Below are 18007 nucleotides of genomic sequence, written 5' to 3' on the forward strand. Positions count from 1 at the left end.
ACCTACGACAGCACGAGCGGTGTGGTCACCGTTTCCGCCGAACGCGCGCAGGCGATCCGCGAAGTGGCAGCGCACTATGAGGCGCTGTTCGGCCACGACGGCTCGGTCGCCGCGCTGCGCGAGCAATATGCCATGACGGTGGACACGCTGCCCGATCGCGCCGGCCGCCAGGCACTGACCGCCTTCTTCTTCTGGACAGCGTGGGCTGCGGCCACCGACCGACCTGGGGAGACGGGACTGAGCTACACCAGCAACTGGCCGCATGAGCCGCTGGTCGGTAACACCATGACCAGTTCGGCGGCTGTCTGGTCGATGGTCAGCATCGTCCTGCTGCTGGCCGCCATCGCCGCCATGCTGTGGCTGCACGGCAGCCAGAGGCACGAAGCCGAGGCGCAGCCGCCCAAAGCGGACCCGCTGCTCGGTGCCGCCGCGACGCCCTCCATGAAGGCCACGCGCAAGTACTTCTTCGCGGTGATCGGGCTGATGCTGCTGCAGATCGCGATGGGGGTCATCACGGCCCACTATGCGGTCGAGGGGCAGTCGTTCTTCGGGCTTCCGCTGGCCGAGCTGCTCCCCTATGTGGTCAGCCGCACGGTGCACACGCAGATCGGCATCTTCTGGATCGCGACCGCGTGGCTGGCCACCGGCCTGTACATCGCCCCGCTGCTGTCCGGCCGCGAGCCCAAGCTGCAGAAGCTCGGCGTGGATGTGCTCTTCTGGGCCCTGATCGCCATCGTGATCGGCTCCACGCTGACCGGCTGGCTCGGCACCTTGCAGCACCGTGGCGTTGACTTCAGCTTCTGGCTGGGCAACCAGGGCCTGGAATACACGAGCATGGGCCGAGTCTGGCAAGTGCTGCTGTTCGTCGGCCTGCTCTTCTGGGTCTTCCTGCTGGGTCGTGCGCTGTGGCCGGCACTGACCAAGCCCTCGGCATCGCGAGGCCTGATCGCCATGGTGTTCCTGTCGGCGACCTGCATCGGCGGCTTTTATTCCACCTCGCTGGTTTGGGGACAGCACACCCACTACTCGATGATCGAGTACTGGCGCTGGTGGCTGGTCCACCTCYGGGTGGAAGGCTTCTTCGAGGTGTTCGCCACCGCCGTCGTCGCGCTCATCTTCACGCGCCTGGGCCTGGTGCGCACCGAAAGCGCCAACCGAGCGATCATCGCCGAGACCATCGTGTTCCTGTTCGGCGGCATCCTCGGAACGCTGCACCACCTCTACTTCACCGGAACGCCGACGTCGGTGATCGCCGTGGGCGCCGTGTTCTCCGCGCTCGAGGTTGTGCCGCTGACCCTGATCGGCCTCGAGGCCCTCCAGACCTACCGCCGGTCGCAGACCATGCCCTGGCTCGCCGCCTACAAGTGGACGATCATGTGCTTCGTGGCCGTTGGCTTCTGGAACACCATCGGGGCCGGCGTGCTCGGCTTCGCGATCAACCCGCCCGCCTCGCTCTACTATGTGCAAGGGCTCAACATGACCGCCGCCCATGGCCACGCTGCGCTCTTCGGCGTCTATGGGATGCTGGGCATCGGGCTGATGCTGTTCTGCCTGCGCGGTTTGTACGAGCGCGAGCTGCACGCCGACAGCTTGCTCAAGCCCGCGTTCTGGGGCCTCAATATCGGTCTTGCCATGATGGTGTTCCTGTCGCTGCTGCCCGCCGGCATCTACCAGGCCTGGGCCAGCGTCACGCAAGGGCTGTGGTACGCCCGCTCTGCCGAGATCGTGCATTCTCGCGTGATGGAGATCCTGGTCTGGATGCGTGTTCCGGGCGACATCGTCTTCGCCCTGGGCGCGGTGCTGCTCGCCGGGTACGCGCTGCGTCTGCTGCGCCGCCCGGCGTCTCATGCCGCACCGCAGACATCGCCGCGCTTGAAGGGCCGCAAGGGTCTGTCCGTCCAGGCGGGCCACGTGGCCGAACGGTGAGACGGCCTGCCCGTAAGAGATCATGAAACTCACCGCCTTCACCGACTACAGCCTGCGGGTGCTGATCTACCTGGCCGCGCAGCCGGAGCGACGCGCCGCCATCGCTGAGATCGCCTCATCGTTCGCGGTGTCGGAGCATCACTTGACCAAGGTGGTCCATTTCCTGGGCAAGCACGGGTGGCTCGCCAACGTCCGCGGCAAGGGAGGCGGTCTGTCGCTCGCGAAGGCGCCCGACTCGATCAATATCGGCGACGTTGTGCGTCACACCGAAGGCAACGCGATCGTGGAATGTTTCGGGGAAGGCGGTGGCGAATGTCGGATCACCGGTCTGTGCCGTCTGCGCGGYGTGCTGGACGAGGCCGTGGCGGCGTTTCATGCGGTCCTGCACCGCTACACGCTGGCGGACCTGGTTCACAACCGGGAGGCGCTTTCCGCGATATTCCTTGTCGATAAAGCCCCAGTGCGTCGCGCTGCCAAGGGGGCGGCATGACCTCCTCCTCTCGTCGCGCTCGTACGCCAGACCAGGCACCTCTCGAGGCTGCTTCCATTCCCTACGACGGACCGGAAGGCTTGCGCCAGCCGATCGCCGCAGCGCTGTCACGCGTCGTCGATCCGGAAGTCTCGATGAACATCGTCGATGTCGGCCTCATCTACGGCGTCACCGTAGACACGAAGACCGCGCACGTGCTGATCACGATGACTTCAGCCGCCTGCCCGGTGATCGATCTCATCATCGAGGACGCAGAGCTCGAACTGGACAAGGTCGTGCCGGTCGATCTCAGGATCTGCATCGAACTGGTGTGGGAGCCGCCCTGGACCCCAGACCGCATGAGCGCCAACGCCAGACGGTTCATGGGATGGTGAACGCCGAACGTCCTGCCGTGCGAGGCCGCCGCCGGGCATCGACAACCCGTATGTGGATCTTCGCGCGTGTGGTGTTCGGTGCGCTGGTGGCCGTCTCCTTGGTGGCGGGTATCGCGGGCGGCCTTTGGCGGCTCGGCGTCGCGGTGCCGGATCCGCTTTCCTTCGCCTGGACCGGCCAGGTGCTGCTGGTGCACGCGGCCCTCATGATCTGCGGCTTTCTGGGCACGGTCATCGGCATCGAACGCGCCGTGGCCGTCAAGCATCGTGCGGCTTTCCTCGCGCCGCTCGCATCGGGCTCCGGCGCGCTGTGCCTGGTCCTTGGGCAGCAGGCCGTCGGCGCGTGGCTCGGCGTGGCAGCGGCGGTATCCTTCCTTGCGGTCAACGCGGTGGTGGTGCAGCGCCAACACGCGGCTCACACCATGCTGTTGCTGGTCGGCGCGGCCGCATGGGTGACAGGCAACGTTCTGTTCGCGCTGGGCCATGGCGGCAATGCGGTTCTCCCGTGGTGGTTCGCCTTTCTCGTCATGACGATCGCCGCCGAGCGCCTGGAGATGACGCGACTCATGCGACGACGCCCGAGCGCCAGCGTCACGCTGTATGCCGTGCTCTCGCTGCTGCTGGCGGGCGCGGCATGGTCGGGCATGGCGCCGCGCGCCGGTGGGCTGGTCTATGGCACGGCGCTCGTGCTGCTCGCCGCGTGGCTGGTGACCTTCGATGTGGCACGACGCACGGTGTTCGCACACGGCATCGGCCGCTACATGGCGATCTGTCTGCTGGGCGGCTACGCCTGGCTCGGGGTCGCCGGCGTGGCGTGGGCCACGACGGCGCTCGGATGGGCCACCCGCGATGCAGCGCTGCACGCGTTGGGACTCGGCTTCGTCGTCAGCATGATGATGGGGCACGCGCCGGTCGTGCTGCCGGCGATCGCCCGGGTCAAGCTGCAGTTCGGCGCCTTCCTCTATCTGCCGGTGGCTGCCCTGCACCTGTCGCTGCTGACGCGGCTCGTCCTGGGGACCTTCAGCGAACCGCTGCGCGCCGCCGGCGCCTCATTCAACGCAGCGACGATCGGCTTCTTTGCCGCCACCGTGGCCGGCGCGGCCGTGGCGTGGCGCCTCCAACACGGCGCCGCCGGCGCCAGAAAGGCCCGGTAATGGCTCCCTTCACCGCCGGCAAACGCGCGCAACTACCCGCGGCCCAAGAAGGCCCGGCTTTGCCCTGTGGCAACTCGGCTTCCGACCGTTCTATCTGCTCGCGAGCACCTTCGCCGCGCTGTCCATCGGCCTGTGGGCGATGCAGTTCGCCGGCTGGCTGCCGCGGGCCTACCTCCAGGGCCCGCTGTGGCATGCACACGAAATGCTGTTCGGCTTCGCCCTCGCCGTGATTGTCGGCTTCCTCTTCACCGCGGGGCGCAACTGGTCGGGCCAGCCGACCCCCGTGGGACTGCCGCTGGCCGCCCTGGCGGCGCTGTGGGTGGCAGGGCGCGTCCTCGTTCTCACGCCCWTCGCCTGGACGGCCGCCGTCGTCAACGCGGCGTTTCCGCTGGCGTGCGCGGTGGCGCTGGCCATCCCTCTCGTGACTGCACGCAACCGTCGCAACTACTTCTTCATTGGATTGCTGTTGGTGCTGTCGGGCGCTGCATTCGCCTTCCATCTCTCGGCCCTCGGCGTGATCCAGATGCCGGCGTAGATCGGCATCCAGGTCGCCCTGGATGTCCTGCTGTTCATCATCGCGGTCATGGGCGGCTGGGTGATCCCGATGTTCACCAACAACGGCATTTCCGGCGCCAATGCGACGCGACACCCCCTGATCGAGAAGGCGGCGCTGGGCTCTCTGATCGCGCTGCTGATCATTGACGCAATGAGTCTGCCGCCCGCTTGTCGTGGCAGCCATCGCCGCACCGGCGGCGCTGGTGCATCTCGTGCGTTGGCTGCTCTGGCGGCCCTCGCGCTGGAACAACGGTTTCACTCTTACTTTCCGAATGGACCAACCCCTTGCTGGATGCGGCTTGGCCGCGCACAAGGCTCTTCTGACCACGGGCAGTCTCACTTTTGCCGTCACGTTTGGAACGGAATTACTTTTCTCTACGTAATGAGAAGGTCGGGTGTTCGATTCATCTCTCCGGCACAAATCGCAGTAAGGAAAGCTCGCTATCAAAACGATAGCGGACTTTCTTGCTTCTAGGGCCTGTAGGCAATCTGTAGGCAACTTACCCAAAAGCGGCACCCCGGAAACGACAAACCCGGCACAGGGGCCGGGCTCGATTTGCTGATTTGATTCCACACGGGGCGATTTTTTCTGCGCGTGAGATACGGAGCGGTTTCCTTCGGGCGGCGCTCCATACTTTTGACACCCCCCACCCCCCACTAAGCGCGCTCAAGCTCCCGGCGTTGCTCGTTCAGTGCGCGGGCAAGTTCGCGCAACAGCTCTCGGCGTCCACCCTTCCACCAGTCGCGAGATGCCCCTTACTCAATGCGTGGCCAAGGTTGACCGAAAGTTCCCGTCTATCGCCAGGAACGTGGTCCCATCAACTTTGGGATTGACGACTGTCATACCAAAGCGCTCAATCAATCTTTACCCGACTGGGGGGCGACATGAAGACAACTTCGGTCGCGGCAGTTGTCGCCGGTTGCACACTGGTTCTGGGCTGCGACATGGAGCCCCAAGTCCTATTCGTGACGACCGGAAATCCGTTTCAGGCCCTGCAGTTGACCGATGCCCAAGACGGATGCATCGCGCCCTATCGCGTTTCCTACCTCACTTCGTTCGATGGCGGGGCGTCTAGCGGATGTTGGGTTCGGGAAGGGCTCCACATCCACACTCGCTTTCCGAAATTGGATGACAAGCTCATACCGCTGGGTGAGTTCCGCCGCACGACGTTGGCTGAGTACCGGAACGCCTCGCTGGATTAGACCGTTGAGGCGTCCTACCGAGAGGCTGTTACGACCATGTTTCGGCGTACGTCTCTGTGGTCCTTCAGCGCGGGGGCAAGTTCGCGCAACATCTCTCGCTGCCCACCCTTCCACGTCCGCGTGACGCGACATCTCCTTGCCCTGGTCGTAGGTCAGGCTCTAGCGCATCGGCTCGGCRATCRAATTCAGCTTGGCAGAAAACCCCGCGAGCGCCGAGGCGGCAGTCGCGTCGTCCATCATGGCCAGCAGCACCAGGCGGCCGGAACGCTCGACCAGCGCGCCCACCGAGGACTTGTTGCCCGCGCCCTTGATGAAGTCGCCCTCCCAGTGGCCCGGCATCACGCGTTCGTTCACCTCGGGCGGGCACACGTGGATGCTGACCATGTCTGGGATCTGGCCGCGGCGATCGTCGCCTCGGGTGCGCGGCATGCGGGTGCTGCGCCTGCGGCGCAGGSAGGCGACGAGCTGGCGTCGCAGCTCGCCTCGCGGCTGAGCGGGGATGGCGTTGTAGATGGTCTCGTGGGACACGTGGCGTTCGGGCTCGTGAGGCGAACACGCGCTTGAGGGTACCCGCGATCTGCTGGGGCGACCACTCCCAGTCCAGCAAGGTGAGCACCACGCTCCAGCCCTCGACCACGGCAAGCATGACGTCGGCTCGGTTCATTGCGGGACTGCGCGCTTGCCCACCACGGGAAAGGCCGGTTCAGTCAACATGCCGCGATGGCTTTCGTTTCGGCTTGGCCGCACCGACACTGGTGTTGATCGTGCGCGCCAGTCCGTCGTGACGGGCGAGCATCCCGGGGAACAGCAGGCTCGTAGCCGCCGCAGGTGGGGGCGCTGGCTCATTGCTGCCGGAGATGCGGCGATCATGGTGGCGCTGGAAAAGGCGGCGTTTGGCCTCGGATTCCAGTGCTACGGCTTCGCGCTGCGCCGCTTGGTCGATAGGCTGCCCCCGCCGGCGCCTGCAGCATAGCCGTACCCGTGAAAGGCAGCAGTCTCCAGGCGCAGGTGTCGTACGTGGTCGGCACTGTGGGCAAGTCGCATGCGCGCTGCTATTTGCGTGGACTCATCGGGTCCGAACCCGTGCCTTTGCCCCACATGCTGGGCGTTTGAGCTGCACTTGACGGTGCGACGGCCCCCGGCTGCAAGGTCCCCCAATAGTCCAAAACCCCCAACGCCGACTTCCGAGTTCGCGTCGAGCGCACGACGATGTGGCGATAGGCCCCGCGCTATCCCGGCTGCCGTGCAGGTGCAGCAAAGCGGAAACCCCGCATCGGCAACAATGGACGATTCGGGCGAACCACGCGGCGCCCCGGACGTGCTCGCTTAGACGTCCGCGCGACCGAACGCCAAGTGCGCCGCACGCCTGACTTCGACCACCAGCGTTTTACAAAAAGGGAACCCCTGTTATGAACAAGACTGAACTCGTCGCCGCCATCGCCGCGGATACCAACCTCACCAAGGCCGACGCCGCCCGGGCTTTCGATTCCGCGCTCGAGCACCTGGCCGGCGCCTTGGCCAAAGGCGAGGCCGTGCAGTTGATCGGCTTCGGCAACTTCACCGTTTCGAACCGCGCCGAGCGTTCCGGCCGCAATCCGTCGACCGGCGAGCCGATGACCATCAAGGCAAGCAAGGCTGTGAAGTTCACTGCTGGGAAATCCTTGAAGGACGCGGTGAATGCAGCGGGGTGATGTGCCACTCGCTTGGCGTCCTTGTCCCGGTCCGGTTCTGACTGGTTGCCGCCATTCGCCTTCGGCCCGACGAATGTCGGCGGCTACCGTCAGCAGACCTTGGCATTTTTCTCGCGAACGGCCGGTCTACCTTCGAAACGTGACCTTCGCCGCTATAGTCGAGGGAGATCCGAGTTCGACGACAGCGGTCAGATGAACGAGGGTAAAGAGATTTACCATGTCGACGGCCCCGCAATTTGGGAGATTGGGCGGCAGTTTGTATGGGGTGAGGAAGGCAAAGGCCAACCCCCTGAAACGCTCGGCACGCGCGCCGGTCCCGATGAGGATGGAGGTTCCAACGATGCCGAGAGTCGCCATCATCGGGTCCGGGCCGGGCGGCCTGATCGCTGCGCGCTACCTGCAATCCGAAGGCTTCGAGCCAGTGCTGTTCGAGCAGGCGCCATTGCCCGGCGGCCAGTGGAGCGGCGACGCGATCTGCAGCGGCGTATGGCCATCGATGCGCACCAACACCAGCCGCGTGCTCACACAATTCAGCGACCTGCCGCACGCGCCGGGCCTCGCGGTCTATCCGTCGAATCGCGAGATCGGCGACTACCTGCAGCGCTATGCGGACCGATTCGGCCTGTCCGCGCAGATACGTCTGCGCACGAAGGTGCGCGAGGTTGCGGCGGTGCCCGGGGGATGGGCCGTGCGCCATGACGCGCACGACGAAGAGATCTTCGAGAAAGTCGTGGTCGCCTGTGGCCGCTTCCAGCATTCGCGGATTCCCGAGGTGCCGGGGCTGGCGTCGTTCTCGGGAAGCGATGGCGTGGCGCATACCAACGCCTACAAGCATCCCGAGCGGTACCGCGGCAAGCGCGTGCTCGTCGCGGGCTGCGCGATCAGTGCCCTCGAGATTGCCAGCGATCTCTGCATGCTCGGCGCGGCAAGGGTGGTCGTGTGCCATCGTCGGCAGCGCTATGTGTTGCCGAAGCTCGCGGCCGGGGTGCCCTCGGACCATCGCGTGTTCACGCGCTTCCAGGCCCTGGCGGAGGAGTCGCTGCCGCGCAGCGAATTCGGCGAGATGCTAAAAGAGCTGGTGCTGGCCTGGGGTGGCAGTCCGGAACAGTTCGGCGCGCCGAAGCCCGCCGACAGCATCCTCGACGCGGGCCTGACATTGAGCCAGCATTTTCTTCCGCTGGTTGCCGAAGGCCGCATCGAGGTGCGTCCGTGGTTCGACAGGGTCGAAGGCACGCGGGTCAGCTTCAGCGACGGGCGCGCGGAGACCTTCGACGGCATTCTTTTCGGCACCGGCTTCGAACTGAAAATGCCCTTCCTCGGCGAGCCGATCCGCCGCACACTTAACCTCGATGCCCAGCGGCTCGATCTCTTTCAGCACACCTTCCATCCGCAGTTGCCTGGGCTTGCATTTGTGGGCATCTGGGATCAGTCGGGCCCGATGTTTCCGCCGATCGAGTTGCAGGCCCGGTGGATTGCCTATGTGTGGAGTGGTGCCATCGCAGCGCCGACGCTTGAAGAGATGCACGTGGGCGTTGCCAAGTGCCGCGCGCGTGGCGAGCCACAGAAAACCAAGATGAACCTGATGGCCTTGCTGTTTGYGCGCGCCGCGGGCGTGGAGCCCGATCCGCAGCGCTGGCCTCAGCTTAGGCGTGCCCTGTTATTCGGGCCGCTCGCGCCGGTTTCGTTTCGCCTCGAAGGTCGCGATGCGCTGCCGGATGCGGCCGACCGGTTTGCCGATGAAGCCAAGGCCTTCGGATGTATGCAGTCCTCGCATTTTCAGGATTCCGAATTGCAGAAGCTGCGGCGACTGGCCTGCGTCGCGCAGTCTTCGGAGGTAGCGGCGTGGGCGGCTGCGCCGGCGTAGGCGCTACAGCGCCTACGCGTATGGCGAGCCTTCAGTCCGCAACCAGGTAGCGCTTGGCCAGCAAGTTCCAGTACGCGCGCCGACGGCGATGCTGTCGTCGTTGAAGTCGAACTTCGGGGTTGTACACCGAGCATGCGCCGCGCGTGTCCGCTGCGCCGTTGCCGATCAACAGAAACAGCGGGCTTTTGTTCGAGCATGAAGGCAAAGTCTCCGCTGCCGGTCACGGCCGGAAAATCGCCGGTGCGGGCAAAGAATGCGGCAGAAGATCATCGTGGCCTCAAATCCAAGGTGAACTGACATGCTGGCCGAAGTCTCGCGCGCCAGCTAACGGGCAATGCCTGCACTTGCCTGAAGTCAGCCCGACGGGTATAGCCCGTTCGATGGATCTCTACAGTGGTCGGCCAGTGGCTTTCCCGTCGCGCCCGCTCGTATAGGATGCCACGGAGCGCGATCCCGCGCACCAGAATGCAATCCAGCCGAGGGGCAAATCATCATGCGTTTCGATCTGTCACGTCGTCATCTGGGCCGCTGCGCCGGTGCGGCGGCTCTCGCTCCGTGGCTCGCCTCGTGTGGTGGTGGCGGCTCGGGCGATTCGGGCGTTCTCGTTCTGCCGGTGGCCGCGAATTCCCGCGAAGCCGGCTACGTCCAGGCTGTCGAGAGCATCTTCACGACCTATCGCCCGCCGGGCATTCTGGCGGGCGTGCGCGTGGCCGGCGAGGCGCCGTGGACGCGAGCCTTCGGGCAGGCCGACGTGGCCCGCGCCATGCCGATGGCGCTGGACAGCACGTTCCMGGTCCGTAGCGTCACCAAGTCGTTCACGGTGACGCTGCTCCTTCAATTGGTGCAATCTGGGCAGGTTGCGCTGAACCACAAGATCGAGCGCTATATCGCGGACGTGCCCAACGGAAGCCTGATCAACCTGGCCGATCTCGCCGGCAATCAGAGCGGACTGGCCGACTACTCGATGCAGCCGGGTTTTTTCGAAATCTTCGTCAAGGACACGCTGCACGTGTGGACGCCTCAGGAGCTCGTGGCCTTCTCGTTCGCCGTGAAGCCGCCGTTTCTTCCCGGCGAGCAATACCAGTACAGCAACACCAACACGGTGCTGCTCGGCATGGTGGTCGAAGTGGAGAGCGGCCAACCGCTGGCCGACGCGCTGGCCGCGCGAATCTTCAAGCCGCTCGGGCTGGGCGGCACGAGCTACCCATCGTCGGCCGACCTGTCGCCGCCGACGCCCACGCCCTATGCGGTCGACGTCGTCACGGGTGTCGCCGACGATCAACCGCTCATCAGTCCGACTTCGCTGGCGGGTTCCGGGGCCATCGCATCGACGCTCGCCGACCTACTGGTGTGGGGCGACGCGCTGGGTCGCGGCTCGCTCCTCAGTGCGGCGCTCCAGGATCTGCGCAAGTCGCGCGCGCGAGACGTCACCAACGGCCCGGAGTACGACCGCTACGGCTTGGGTATCGGACAGATCGGCAACTGGTGGGGCCACACCGGCAGCGGCGTCGGATTCCAGATCGCGACCATGAACCTCGCATCACGCAACGCGACGGTCTCGGTCATGGTGAACGCCACGCCCGAAGGCTCGCGCCGCGACCTCAACCTTGCGCAGGAACTGTTCGAGAAGCTAGCCGCGGTGGTTGAGGCGGCCTGAATCGCGCCCGGCGCGGCCGTCGCCCGGGGTGTCAGACCCAGCCGGCCTTGCAGAAGCGGTAGTACGGGTACCCGCAGAAGCCGGCGAGTCCATATGTCTGGTTATGGCCGCGAGCGTGAGTTCGCGGCGGGGCCCCACAGCTGTCCTTTGGCGTCATCGCACCACGAGGACTTCTTCATCCGCCGCGGCTTCATGGCAGAGCTATGCCGTAAGGCGTATCCGCCGTGCTTCAGCCGCCGGCAGGCCTGCGTAACTCCGGCGTATATTTCTCGGCCTTGTCGCCCTGCCTGGTGTTCGAGCACCACGTCGTGGTGTCGAGCCATCGCGCCGTGGCAACCCCTCATTTAGAGTTGACCACGGCAATACAAGAGCGCTCAATCGAGTCATCCCGAGCGCTCACTGGAAGGTCAGCAATGAAGACGTCGTCCATGATGGCAGTCGTCGCCGCTTGCACGATCCTTCTCGGCTGCGACTTGCAGCCGCGCGTTCTCTTTGTGGCCAGCGGAAGCCCGTACCAGGTGTTGCAGCTGACCGACGCCGAAGATGAATGCCCGCCGCCCCGCCGTGTCTGCTACCTCACCCTGTTGGATGGCGGCACGTCACGCGGATGCTGGGTCCGCGAAAAATCTTACATTCGCGCCCACTTCGACGATCTGGGTGACCGGTTGGTACCGGTAACGGAGTTCCGTCGCACGACGCTGGCCGAGTACCGGAACGCCACACTGGACGAGGCGCCCGGTGCGGATCTTCCCGAAGTCGGAACCCCTTCGATCCCGGACCCATCCGTCGACTCAAATTTCCGCTCCCGGTGAAATCTCCGCCTCCGATGCGGCCCTCCGCCCGCGGGACGGCGCCCTGCGCTATTGGATCGTCCCCGAGGCCTCGTGGTTCGTGGATCAGGAACAAAGCGCCCTTGAACTCGAGCCCTGGATCACATGGTCGAGAAGCGAGCGTTGACGGTACGTCGGTTGCCCTTGTGCACACCGCCGTGCGCTTCTTGCTGTGAACCCCCAGGGGCGGCGAAGGTGAGCTGGACGTTCCGAACCTCGGCCGTGTCCGCATCACCTACGAGGTCACGAGCCATCGTCACGAAAAGGCCAGGCACTGGTTCATGACAGCCTTTGCCGAGGTGGTGGCCTACTAGCCTCGGTTCGGACGCTCTTTGTGGCCTTGGCGCCCGGCGGGCGGCCTTCTTGGCGGGTGCGCGCCGATCTGGAAGGCAGTTAATCCGCTCTGGCTTTTCCGCGACAGCGCCCAGCGTCCTGGTCTGACAGACACCAAGGCTCTGGCGGAGAGTTCCCTTTTCTGACGACCGCAGCGAGAAGGGGAGCACCATGAGACCTGAACATGCAGCGATGGATGAAATCGCCAGTGACGTCGCATTTCGCTGGGCTAGCGTCGCGGTCATCATAGTGGCGGTTGCGGTCCTGACGCTCACCGTCTTTGCTGGGTACGAAAGCCTAGCGGCAACGACTGAGGTCGTGCCGCAGTACCTGCAAAACCAGCCAGCGAGCAACTAGGACGATGGTTGTGACGGATGGCTCCTCAACCTTAGAGGACGAGTGGCAGCGGATCGTCCGTCACGAGATGCTGCGATTCTTCGAAAGAAGCCGGCTCAGCTCAGTCTTCGGCGGCCCCTATGCTGACCCAGACCCAGAAATCGGTGGCGAGCGCCTCCCTCATGACGTCAGAAGTCAACGTGACCGGGGTGTTAAACATTGAGGGGATTTGGAAGGGGCCTCGCCACCGGGGCTGTTGGCATCGCGCCGACAGTTCCCGGTTGGAGGTGCGCACACGTTAGACGCCCGCGTTCCATCCGGGTTCCGCCGGAGAGCCGGACGGAAGGTCAGCTCGGGGTCACGTTAGCGCCGACGCGAGATCGGCATGCGGGAATCGGCGTAGAGTGAGCAGGCAGCCGAGCTGCGTCGAGGGGCTGACATGGCAACGTTTGTGGCGACCGATCCTGAAGCCTATGAAGGCTATGTGGGCCGAGGCAGCCAGCATCTCGCTCCCACATTTGTAAGGTTCGCCGGTGTCTCAGCGTACGAGCGAGCGCTTGACGTCGGCTGCGGGATCGGGCATCTGACGCGCGCAATATCGGTGGCGGGCGCGGTCGCGACTGGCATCGACCTCTCGGCGCCGTATGTGGAATTCGCGCGGCGCGTCACTGTGGACCCAGCGATCACCTTTCACGTCGGCGATGCCCTTCATCTGCCATACCCGGAGGGGGTCTTCGACCGCGCGCTGTCGATGCTCGCCCTGGATGTGCTACCCGACGAGGTACAGGGTCTGAGCGAGATGCGTCGGGTCACTCGGCGAGGAGGTGTTGTGGCAGCGGTGGTCAACAATTTCCGCAGCGGTTGGACGCCGTTCAGCCTGGTTTGGGACGCTGCGGCGGTTCTCGCTCCGCAGGGCGCGGCGATGCGCGACGAGATGGTTTCCAAGCCGCTGGGATGGCCGGGCGGATTGGCAGGATTGTTCGCCACCGTCGGCTTCCATGACGTCGTTGAAGAGCAACTCAACACGGTCTTCAAGTACCAGTCGTTCAAGGACTATTGGTCCACGTTCGTCAAGGGGCAGGGCAAGACCGGAAGCTATGTGACAAGTCTTAGGGACTCGAAACGCGAAGAATTGGCGCGTCACGTCCGGGTGGCCTATCTGTGCGGAATGACGGATGGTCCGCGCGCCTTTACCACCTCGTTCTGGGCTGTGCGCGGCGAAGTTCCCTCCCAGTGAGCGCGTCAGACATCAGGTTTTCGGTCGCGTTCAACCGGCGTTGGCGCTCGCGATTCATGGGCTTGGCCAATGGCATGAGGACGTGCCGAGGAGCGATCGCGAAAGGACGTCTCGTCCAACACGTGCATGACGGACAGGAAATTCGCACCCTCGCAAAGGGCCCACGCCAGATCATCCCCTCGGTCTTACCGGCCAGCATGAGCGGCCGGCCATGACCGGCAGTCAAGCGACATCAGGAACTGACCCCCCCTGGCGACATGAAGAACTGCCCCCCGGTTGTTGATCAATCTGTCGACAGCTCGAGCTCGAGGCGATCGTGGACGCATATGAAGTCGCTGGGCGCGTCCAATTGATAGATACGACCGGGCCGCTTCTCGCGAGCTGCCGCCTTCAGTCAATCATCGGCCAGAGATTGCAGATCTGTCGATGGCAAAGGCCAAACTCAACTCAGCAAGTGCCTAATAATCAGCCAGCCGTATAGCCTCCTGAAGGTCAATCGGCGGGTCGCCATCGGTGGCCCTCTCTGGAGGGTTGAGGGCGAACAACATCCTCTCGCAGGCGGCGAACCAATTCAGTTTGGCGTGGACTCTGTCGGCCCGCATGCTCATCGATAGACCCTTCGTAGTAAGTAACGATCCTACGACCTTGCACGGTGTCCGCCCACCCTTGAGCCTGGGCGCGCCGTGGGAAACTGGATGCGTGCCAAAACGTAAGCAGCTCGTGCGGACGATACAGGACCTGTCGAAGGAAGAAGGCACTCGCCAGCCAACCGCAGATGATTGGTTGCGAGATCGGGACCACGAAGCCGCTAACGATTTTGGTGCGGACGAGCAAATCGCCCTTGACGAGCCCAAAATCAACGACTCGGACGCTGAAGCAGCGCCGAGCGAAGAAGAAACCCTCACCGCCTTCGAGCGCAGAATAAGACTTGAAGAATCGGCAGTACGACGCTTCAGGCAACATGCCGCGATTGCCTTCATCTTCGGATTGGCCGCACTGACATTGGTCTTGATCGTGCGCGTCAATCCATCGTGAGACGGAGCACCGTAGGCGTGACCGGCGACGCTGTGCGCTCGACTGCGTTGTGCTGGACGCCAAGTGCCGCACCCTCAGAACACCGGCCTCGCTGGACATTCAGGCCCAGTTCAGGGATGAGTTCCACGATTAGCCCTTCTCCCTCGACTTCAGCGACCGACGTTCACCTATGACTGAAGATTGGCAGCGAATTTTCCTGGCTGCGAGCGAATTTGAAGCCTTTGCGGCAGCTTGGAACAAGCTGGTCATGCGCGTGCGGCGCGGCGAGGCAGTCGAACCTTCCGAATGGCAGGACAAGCTCGCGACGTTGGATTCAACGTACACGCAATTCATAGGAATGGTGCCGATGAACATGCCGAAGCGCGAGTGATGCAGGCGGAAATGGAGTTCACCGGCCGGTGGTGTCGGCGGCCGGTTCGTCGCCTCCACCGGGGGGCCATCTCTGCGGTCAGGGCCCCGGCCTGGCCGGCCGTGGCTGGCGGGAGGGAATCCATAGCCTTCGTGATGTACTCGCCCCTGATCTCAGCCAGGATGCCGTTGTCGTCGTCGAAGGCCATGCGCCAGCATTGCGGCTACATGGGCCCATGGAAAAGAGGCTCCGCATGAATGTCGCGACGGGCCACCGGCATCGAGGCCCCACTCTCAGTGAGCGAGTTGCCGAAGCGCCTCTACCAGCGCCAGCGGACCATCTGAAGCAAGGGTACGCCCTGTTTGGTATGACTGTGTGACCCCGACGTTCGGCACCTCGCTGATCGGGGCTTTTCCACGGAAGGCCTTCCGGCCTCGAGGCTGCCGAATCACAGACGCGCGCGGACGGCGCGATCGAGTTCAGTCCCGATCGCCTCTTTCGTCCCAATCACGACGATGGTGGTGGCGATGGCGCCAGCGATCGCCCGGCTCGTAGTAGGCCTGCGCCGGCGGGCCGTAGTACACGGGTTCCGGACGGACATACACGGGCGCGGGTTGGCGATAGAACACCGGGGGCGCTGGTTGATAGTAGACCGGCGGCGGCGCAGGACGCGAGTAGACAGGCGCCGGTTCGTAGTACACGGGGCCAGGCTCGACCACGCCAACCGAGACACCAGGCACGTTGACGCCCACAGACCAGTTCACCTGGGCACTCGCTGACGTCATGGCGAAAAGGGCCCCAGCGGCCAGGGTGCCGGCGGCTACCCACTTGAAGAAGAGAGAACGACTGAAGTTCACAGGAATTCCTGAGAGGGCAGCGAAGACCGCCGCATGCAGCAAACAACGTGCGACCCGCGAACGACGTCGACGTCTGATCCATGAAGAAGGTTGCCAAACGTCACGGGGCCGATGGCGGGCCTCGGGAGGCTCGTATCGATTGCACATACTCGAATACTATCCGCGCCGGCAGGGTATTGATTGAGAGTACCCTGAACCGATGGAAGCGCGTCTGTCCAGCGAACGCAAGGCAGGAACGCGCCGAGGTACTTCAATGTCCAGCAACACTTCGCTCAATGGAGCGCAAGGCGGCTTTTCATGTGCCGCGTCGCTCTGGCCGGGCGTTTTGCGAACCAGGCAGCTGCCGAGGAAGGTTTGGACCGGCGCCTCAAGGCGTGGCTTGAGGACTATCAAAGGCGCCCTCGCCTCGACGGAGTGGAGGGAGACGCTCAACCCTCGCCGTGAGCCTTGAGCGGACTGAGCGAGGACAATGCACCATGGCAGATTTACAGCCCAAGCTATCCGACTTTCTGATCGACGAATGCGGGCGATCGGGCGTTGCTCCTGACGTTCAGGCCATCAGGGGGCTGGACGGGAAGGCAATCGTTCGGATCGACGCACGCAACTGCTCGATATGCGGCTGGGTGCTGCCCAGAGACATCACAGGCTACTGTGGCCCGTGCCCCGTTTGCGACCGCCGCGTGCGCGGTGGCACTCACGACCACTGATCAGCGTCTCCCCATCTTGCTATCAGCCTGCAATCCGTCCGCGTAGCTCTCGCAGGTTTGTCCACAAGCATGGGCGTCGTCAGCGAACTCTCCCAGGAGCCGAGCTCTTTCTCGAGCGCGGCCGAACAGGTCGGCAAGCAGAATGGCGGGGTCTTGCGCTGCCGGGCCCGAGGGGGCAATGCCGGAATCCGCGGCGGCTCCACGGATGGCGGCGAGGAAGGTGGTGACACGCTGCTGCAGCCAGCGCTCAGCAGCACCAGCGCGCTCAGCTTCGGCGCGAGCCACATCGATTTTCTGCTGCCCATCAGTCGCCACTCCTTCGACCGCTCGGGTCCATCGTTGTTCGGTATCCCTACGCGAGCGATCGACCAAGCGGCCGACTTCGGCCTGGGTCGCCCGGTAGCTGGCAAGGTCTGTGTGCGCGCGGTCGGCGCCGGCGCGGGCGTTGCTCACCCTCACCTGCTCGAACAGCACGGCAGCCAGCAGGGAACCGATGACGACTAGCCAGCCGACCTTGCGGGCAATCCAGCCGTAGATGCCGGTCACGCGAGCACCGCCTAGGCGGCCGTCCAGAGACTGGTGCTCCTCGATGCCGTTCGGCAAGCCGGTCTTGCGGCTGCGGCCGTTCGTGCCGGCGCAGTAGTCGATGAAGGCGCCGCGGTCGGCCAGCGCGTTCAGGTGGCGCATCTCCAAGCGTAGGCCGGCAATCGTGATGACGTCGGGTGCGAAGCCGATGGAGCAAGTGGCAGCGCCGAACAGGAAGACGCTCCCGATGACTGCCATTCGGCGCCCGAATCGATCCGCGAACAGGCCGGCGCAGGCACTGCCGATGACCATGCCCAGCAGGCTGGCGGCCATGGCCGGGGCAAACGCGCCGCGCGTGATGCCCCACTCCTTGATGATCGAAGGTATAGCGAAGCCAATGAGTTGGCCGTGAAATCGTCCATTACGATGGCCAACGCAGCCATGAAGACGACGACTCTCTGCATAGTCGTGTAGGGTCCATCGTCGAGCGCCCGGCCAATGTCTACCGAAGCATTGCCACCCAGAATTGCGGCGCTTATGGCAGGCCCCGCTCAGTCGATCTTGATGTTGTTGGCCTTGATGAGACGACCCCAACGCTCGCGCTCATCCTTCACGTAATTCGCCATGTCGTTCGGCGTGCCTGGCAATCCCTCGACGCCGAGGGCAAGGAAGCGTGCTTTCACCGCTGTCGAGTTCAGTGCTTCGACCAGCGCCTTGTTGAGCTTTGCCACGGTCTCCGGCGGGGTGGCGCTCGGCACCGAGAGTCCCTGCCATGCATAGGCTTCGAAGTCGCCGAGGCCTTGCTCGGCCAGTGTCGGCACGTCGGGCAGCGTGGCAATGCGTTTCGCGCTCGCGACGCCGATGGCCTTGACCTTACCGGCCAGCAC

The 18007-nt window shown here is 64.4% G+C and carries 16 protein-coding genes and 3 pseudogenes; 14 read left to right on the forward strand and 5 right to left on the reverse strand.

All coding sequences use genetic code 11. The features are described 5' to 3' along the window. From AC1DY5_RS13255 to AC1DY5_RS13280, 6 genes and pseudogenes are all read left to right on the forward strand, one after another. Positions 1–1926 (forward strand): nitric-oxide reductase large subunit (locus AC1DY5_RS13255; protein ID WP_478111912.1); only part of this gene is annotated, 1926 nt, incomplete at its 5' end. 22 nt (positions 1927–1948) lie between these two features. Next, on the forward strand, positions 1949–2416 hold the full coding sequence (locus tag AC1DY5_RS13260; RefSeq protein ID WP_478111914.1) for an Rrf2 family transcriptional regulator: 468 nt from the start codon (positions 1949–1951) through the stop codon (positions 2414–2416). 80 nt (positions 2417–2496) lie between these two features. After that, complete coding sequence (locus tag AC1DY5_RS13265) at positions 2497–2790, forward strand: metal-sulfur cluster assembly factor (RefSeq protein WP_478111915.1); 294 nt, start codon at positions 2497–2499, stop codon at positions 2788–2790. Between the two features lie 50 nt (positions 2791–2840). Further along, on the forward strand, positions 2841–3941 hold the full coding sequence (locus tag AC1DY5_RS13270) for a hypothetical protein (protein ID WP_478111917.1): 1101 nt from the start codon (positions 2841–2843) through the stop codon (positions 3939–3941). Then, positions 3865–4971: pseudogene (locus AC1DY5_RS13275) on the forward strand (NnrS family protein). Before AC1DY5_RS13270 ends, AC1DY5_RS13275 begins: the two are co-directional and overlap by 77 nt. Positions 4972–5381: 410 nt before the next feature. Further along, on the forward strand, positions 5382–5699 hold the full coding sequence (locus AC1DY5_RS13280; protein ID WP_478111919.1) for a hypothetical protein: 318 nt from the start codon (positions 5382–5384) through the stop codon (positions 5697–5699). A gap of 162 nt (positions 5700–5861) precedes the next feature. Here AC1DY5_RS13280 and AC1DY5_RS13285 read toward each other — a convergent pair. Then, positions 5862–6324, reverse strand: a pseudogene (locus tag AC1DY5_RS13285) (IS30 family transposase); the annotation flags it as partial. A 784-nt stretch (positions 6325–7108) separates the two neighbouring features. On the opposite strand from AC1DY5_RS13285, the gene AC1DY5_RS13290 reads away from it, so the two are divergent. From AC1DY5_RS13290 to AC1DY5_RS13325, 8 genes are all read left to right on the forward strand, one after another. Then, positions 7109–7390 carry an HU family DNA-binding protein gene (locus AC1DY5_RS13290; protein WP_478111921.1) on the forward strand — a complete coding sequence of 94 codons (282 nt, stop codon included), beginning with the start codon at positions 7109–7111 and terminating at the stop codon, positions 7388–7390. Between the two features lie 340 nt (positions 7391–7730). Beyond that, on the forward strand, positions 7731–9254 hold the full coding sequence (locus AC1DY5_RS13295; protein ID WP_478111923.1) for a flavin-containing monooxygenase: 1524 nt from the start codon (positions 7731–7733) through the stop codon (positions 9252–9254). A 493-nt stretch (positions 9255–9747) separates the two neighbouring features. Continuing rightward, a complete protein-coding gene (locus AC1DY5_RS13300; protein ID WP_478111925.1) occupies positions 9748–10911 on the forward strand; it encodes a serine hydrolase domain-containing protein in 1164 nt (387 codons plus the stop codon). A gap of 413 nt (positions 10912–11324) precedes the next feature. After that, positions 11325–11723: a hypothetical protein gene (locus AC1DY5_RS13305; protein ID WP_478111926.1), complete on the forward strand. Its 399-nt coding sequence runs from the start codon at positions 11325–11327 to the stop codon at positions 11721–11723. Positions 11724–12245: 522 nt separating this feature from the next. Further along, the gene (locus tag AC1DY5_RS13310) at positions 12246–12431 is read left to right on the forward strand and encodes a hypothetical protein (protein ID WP_478111928.1); all 186 of its coding nucleotides are present in this window, start codon (positions 12246–12248) and stop codon (positions 12429–12431) included. Positions 12432–12849: 418 nt separating this feature from the next. Next, a complete protein-coding gene (locus AC1DY5_RS13315) occupies positions 12850–13647 on the forward strand; it encodes a class I SAM-dependent methyltransferase (RefSeq protein WP_478111930.1) in 798 nt (265 codons plus the stop codon). A 699-nt stretch (positions 13648–14346) separates the two neighbouring features. After that, the gene (locus AC1DY5_RS13320; RefSeq protein ID WP_478111931.1) at positions 14347–14682 is read left to right on the forward strand and encodes a hypothetical protein; all 336 of its coding nucleotides are present in this window, start codon (positions 14347–14349) and stop codon (positions 14680–14682) included. 169 nt (positions 14683–14851) lie between these two features. Beyond that, positions 14852–15052, forward strand: a complete 201-nt coding sequence (locus tag AC1DY5_RS13325) for a hypothetical protein (RefSeq protein WP_478111932.1) — start codon at positions 14852–14854, stop codon at positions 15050–15052. Positions 15053–15510: 458 nt separating this feature from the next. Here AC1DY5_RS13325 and AC1DY5_RS13330 read toward each other — a convergent pair whose 3' ends face one another. The 4 genes and pseudogenes from AC1DY5_RS13330 to AC1DY5_RS13345 all read right to left on the reverse strand — a co-directional run. Beyond that, complete coding sequence (locus tag AC1DY5_RS13330) at positions 15511–15888, reverse strand: hypothetical protein (protein WP_478111934.1); 378 nt, start codon at positions 15886–15888, stop codon at positions 15511–15513. A gap of 707 nt (positions 15889–16595) precedes the next feature. Next, positions 16596–17282 carry a DUF2514 family protein gene (locus tag AC1DY5_RS13335; RefSeq protein ID WP_478111936.1) on the reverse strand — a complete coding sequence of 229 codons (687 nt, stop codon included), beginning with the start codon at positions 17280–17282 and terminating at the stop codon, positions 16596–16598. 6 nt (positions 17283–17288) lie between these two features. Next, positions 17289–17659, reverse strand: a pseudogene (locus tag AC1DY5_RS13340) (MFS transporter); the annotation flags it as partial. A 12-nt stretch (positions 17660–17671) separates the two neighbouring features. Then, a partial coding sequence (locus AC1DY5_RS13345; RefSeq protein WP_478111935.1) for a Bug family tripartite tricarboxylate transporter substrate binding protein occupies positions 17672–18007 on the reverse strand: 336 nt, incomplete at its 5' end.

The sequence above is a fragment of the Variovorax sp. P4_D9 genome (assembly GCF_056401695.1).

What these genes read in the sequence shown, in the direction of transcription:
- AC1DY5_RS13270 (WP_478111917.1), top strand. Translation starts at nt 2,841, where the DNA reads ATGTGGATCTTCGCGCGTGTGGTGTTCGGTGCGCTGGTGGCCGTCTCC.
- AC1DY5_RS13280 (WP_478111919.1), top strand. Translation starts at nt 5,382, where the DNA reads ATGAAGACAACTTCGGTCGCGGCAGTTGTCGCCGGTTGCACACTGGTT.
- AC1DY5_RS13290 (WP_478111921.1), top strand. Translation starts at nt 7,109, where the DNA reads ATGAACAAGACTGAACTCGTCGCCGCCATCGCCGCGGATACCAACCTC.
- AC1DY5_RS13305 (WP_478111926.1), top strand. Translation starts at nt 11,325, where the DNA reads ATGAAGACGTCGTCCATGATGGCAGTCGTCGCCGCTTGCACGATCCTT.
- AC1DY5_RS13310 (WP_478111928.1), top strand. Translation starts at nt 12,246, where the DNA reads ATGAGACCTGAACATGCAGCGATGGATGAAATCGCCAGTGACGTCGCA.
- AC1DY5_RS13315 (WP_478111930.1), top strand. Translation starts at nt 12,850, where the DNA reads ATGGCAACGTTTGTGGCGACCGATCCTGAAGCCTATGAAGGCTATGTG.
- AC1DY5_RS13325 (WP_478111932.1), top strand. Translation starts at nt 14,852, where the DNA reads ATGACTGAAGATTGGCAGCGAATTTTCCTGGCTGCGAGCGAATTTGAA.
- AC1DY5_RS13335 (WP_478111936.1), bottom strand. Translation starts at nt 17,282, where the DNA reads ATGCGCCACCTGAACGCGCTGGCCGACCGCGGCGCCTTCATCGACTAC.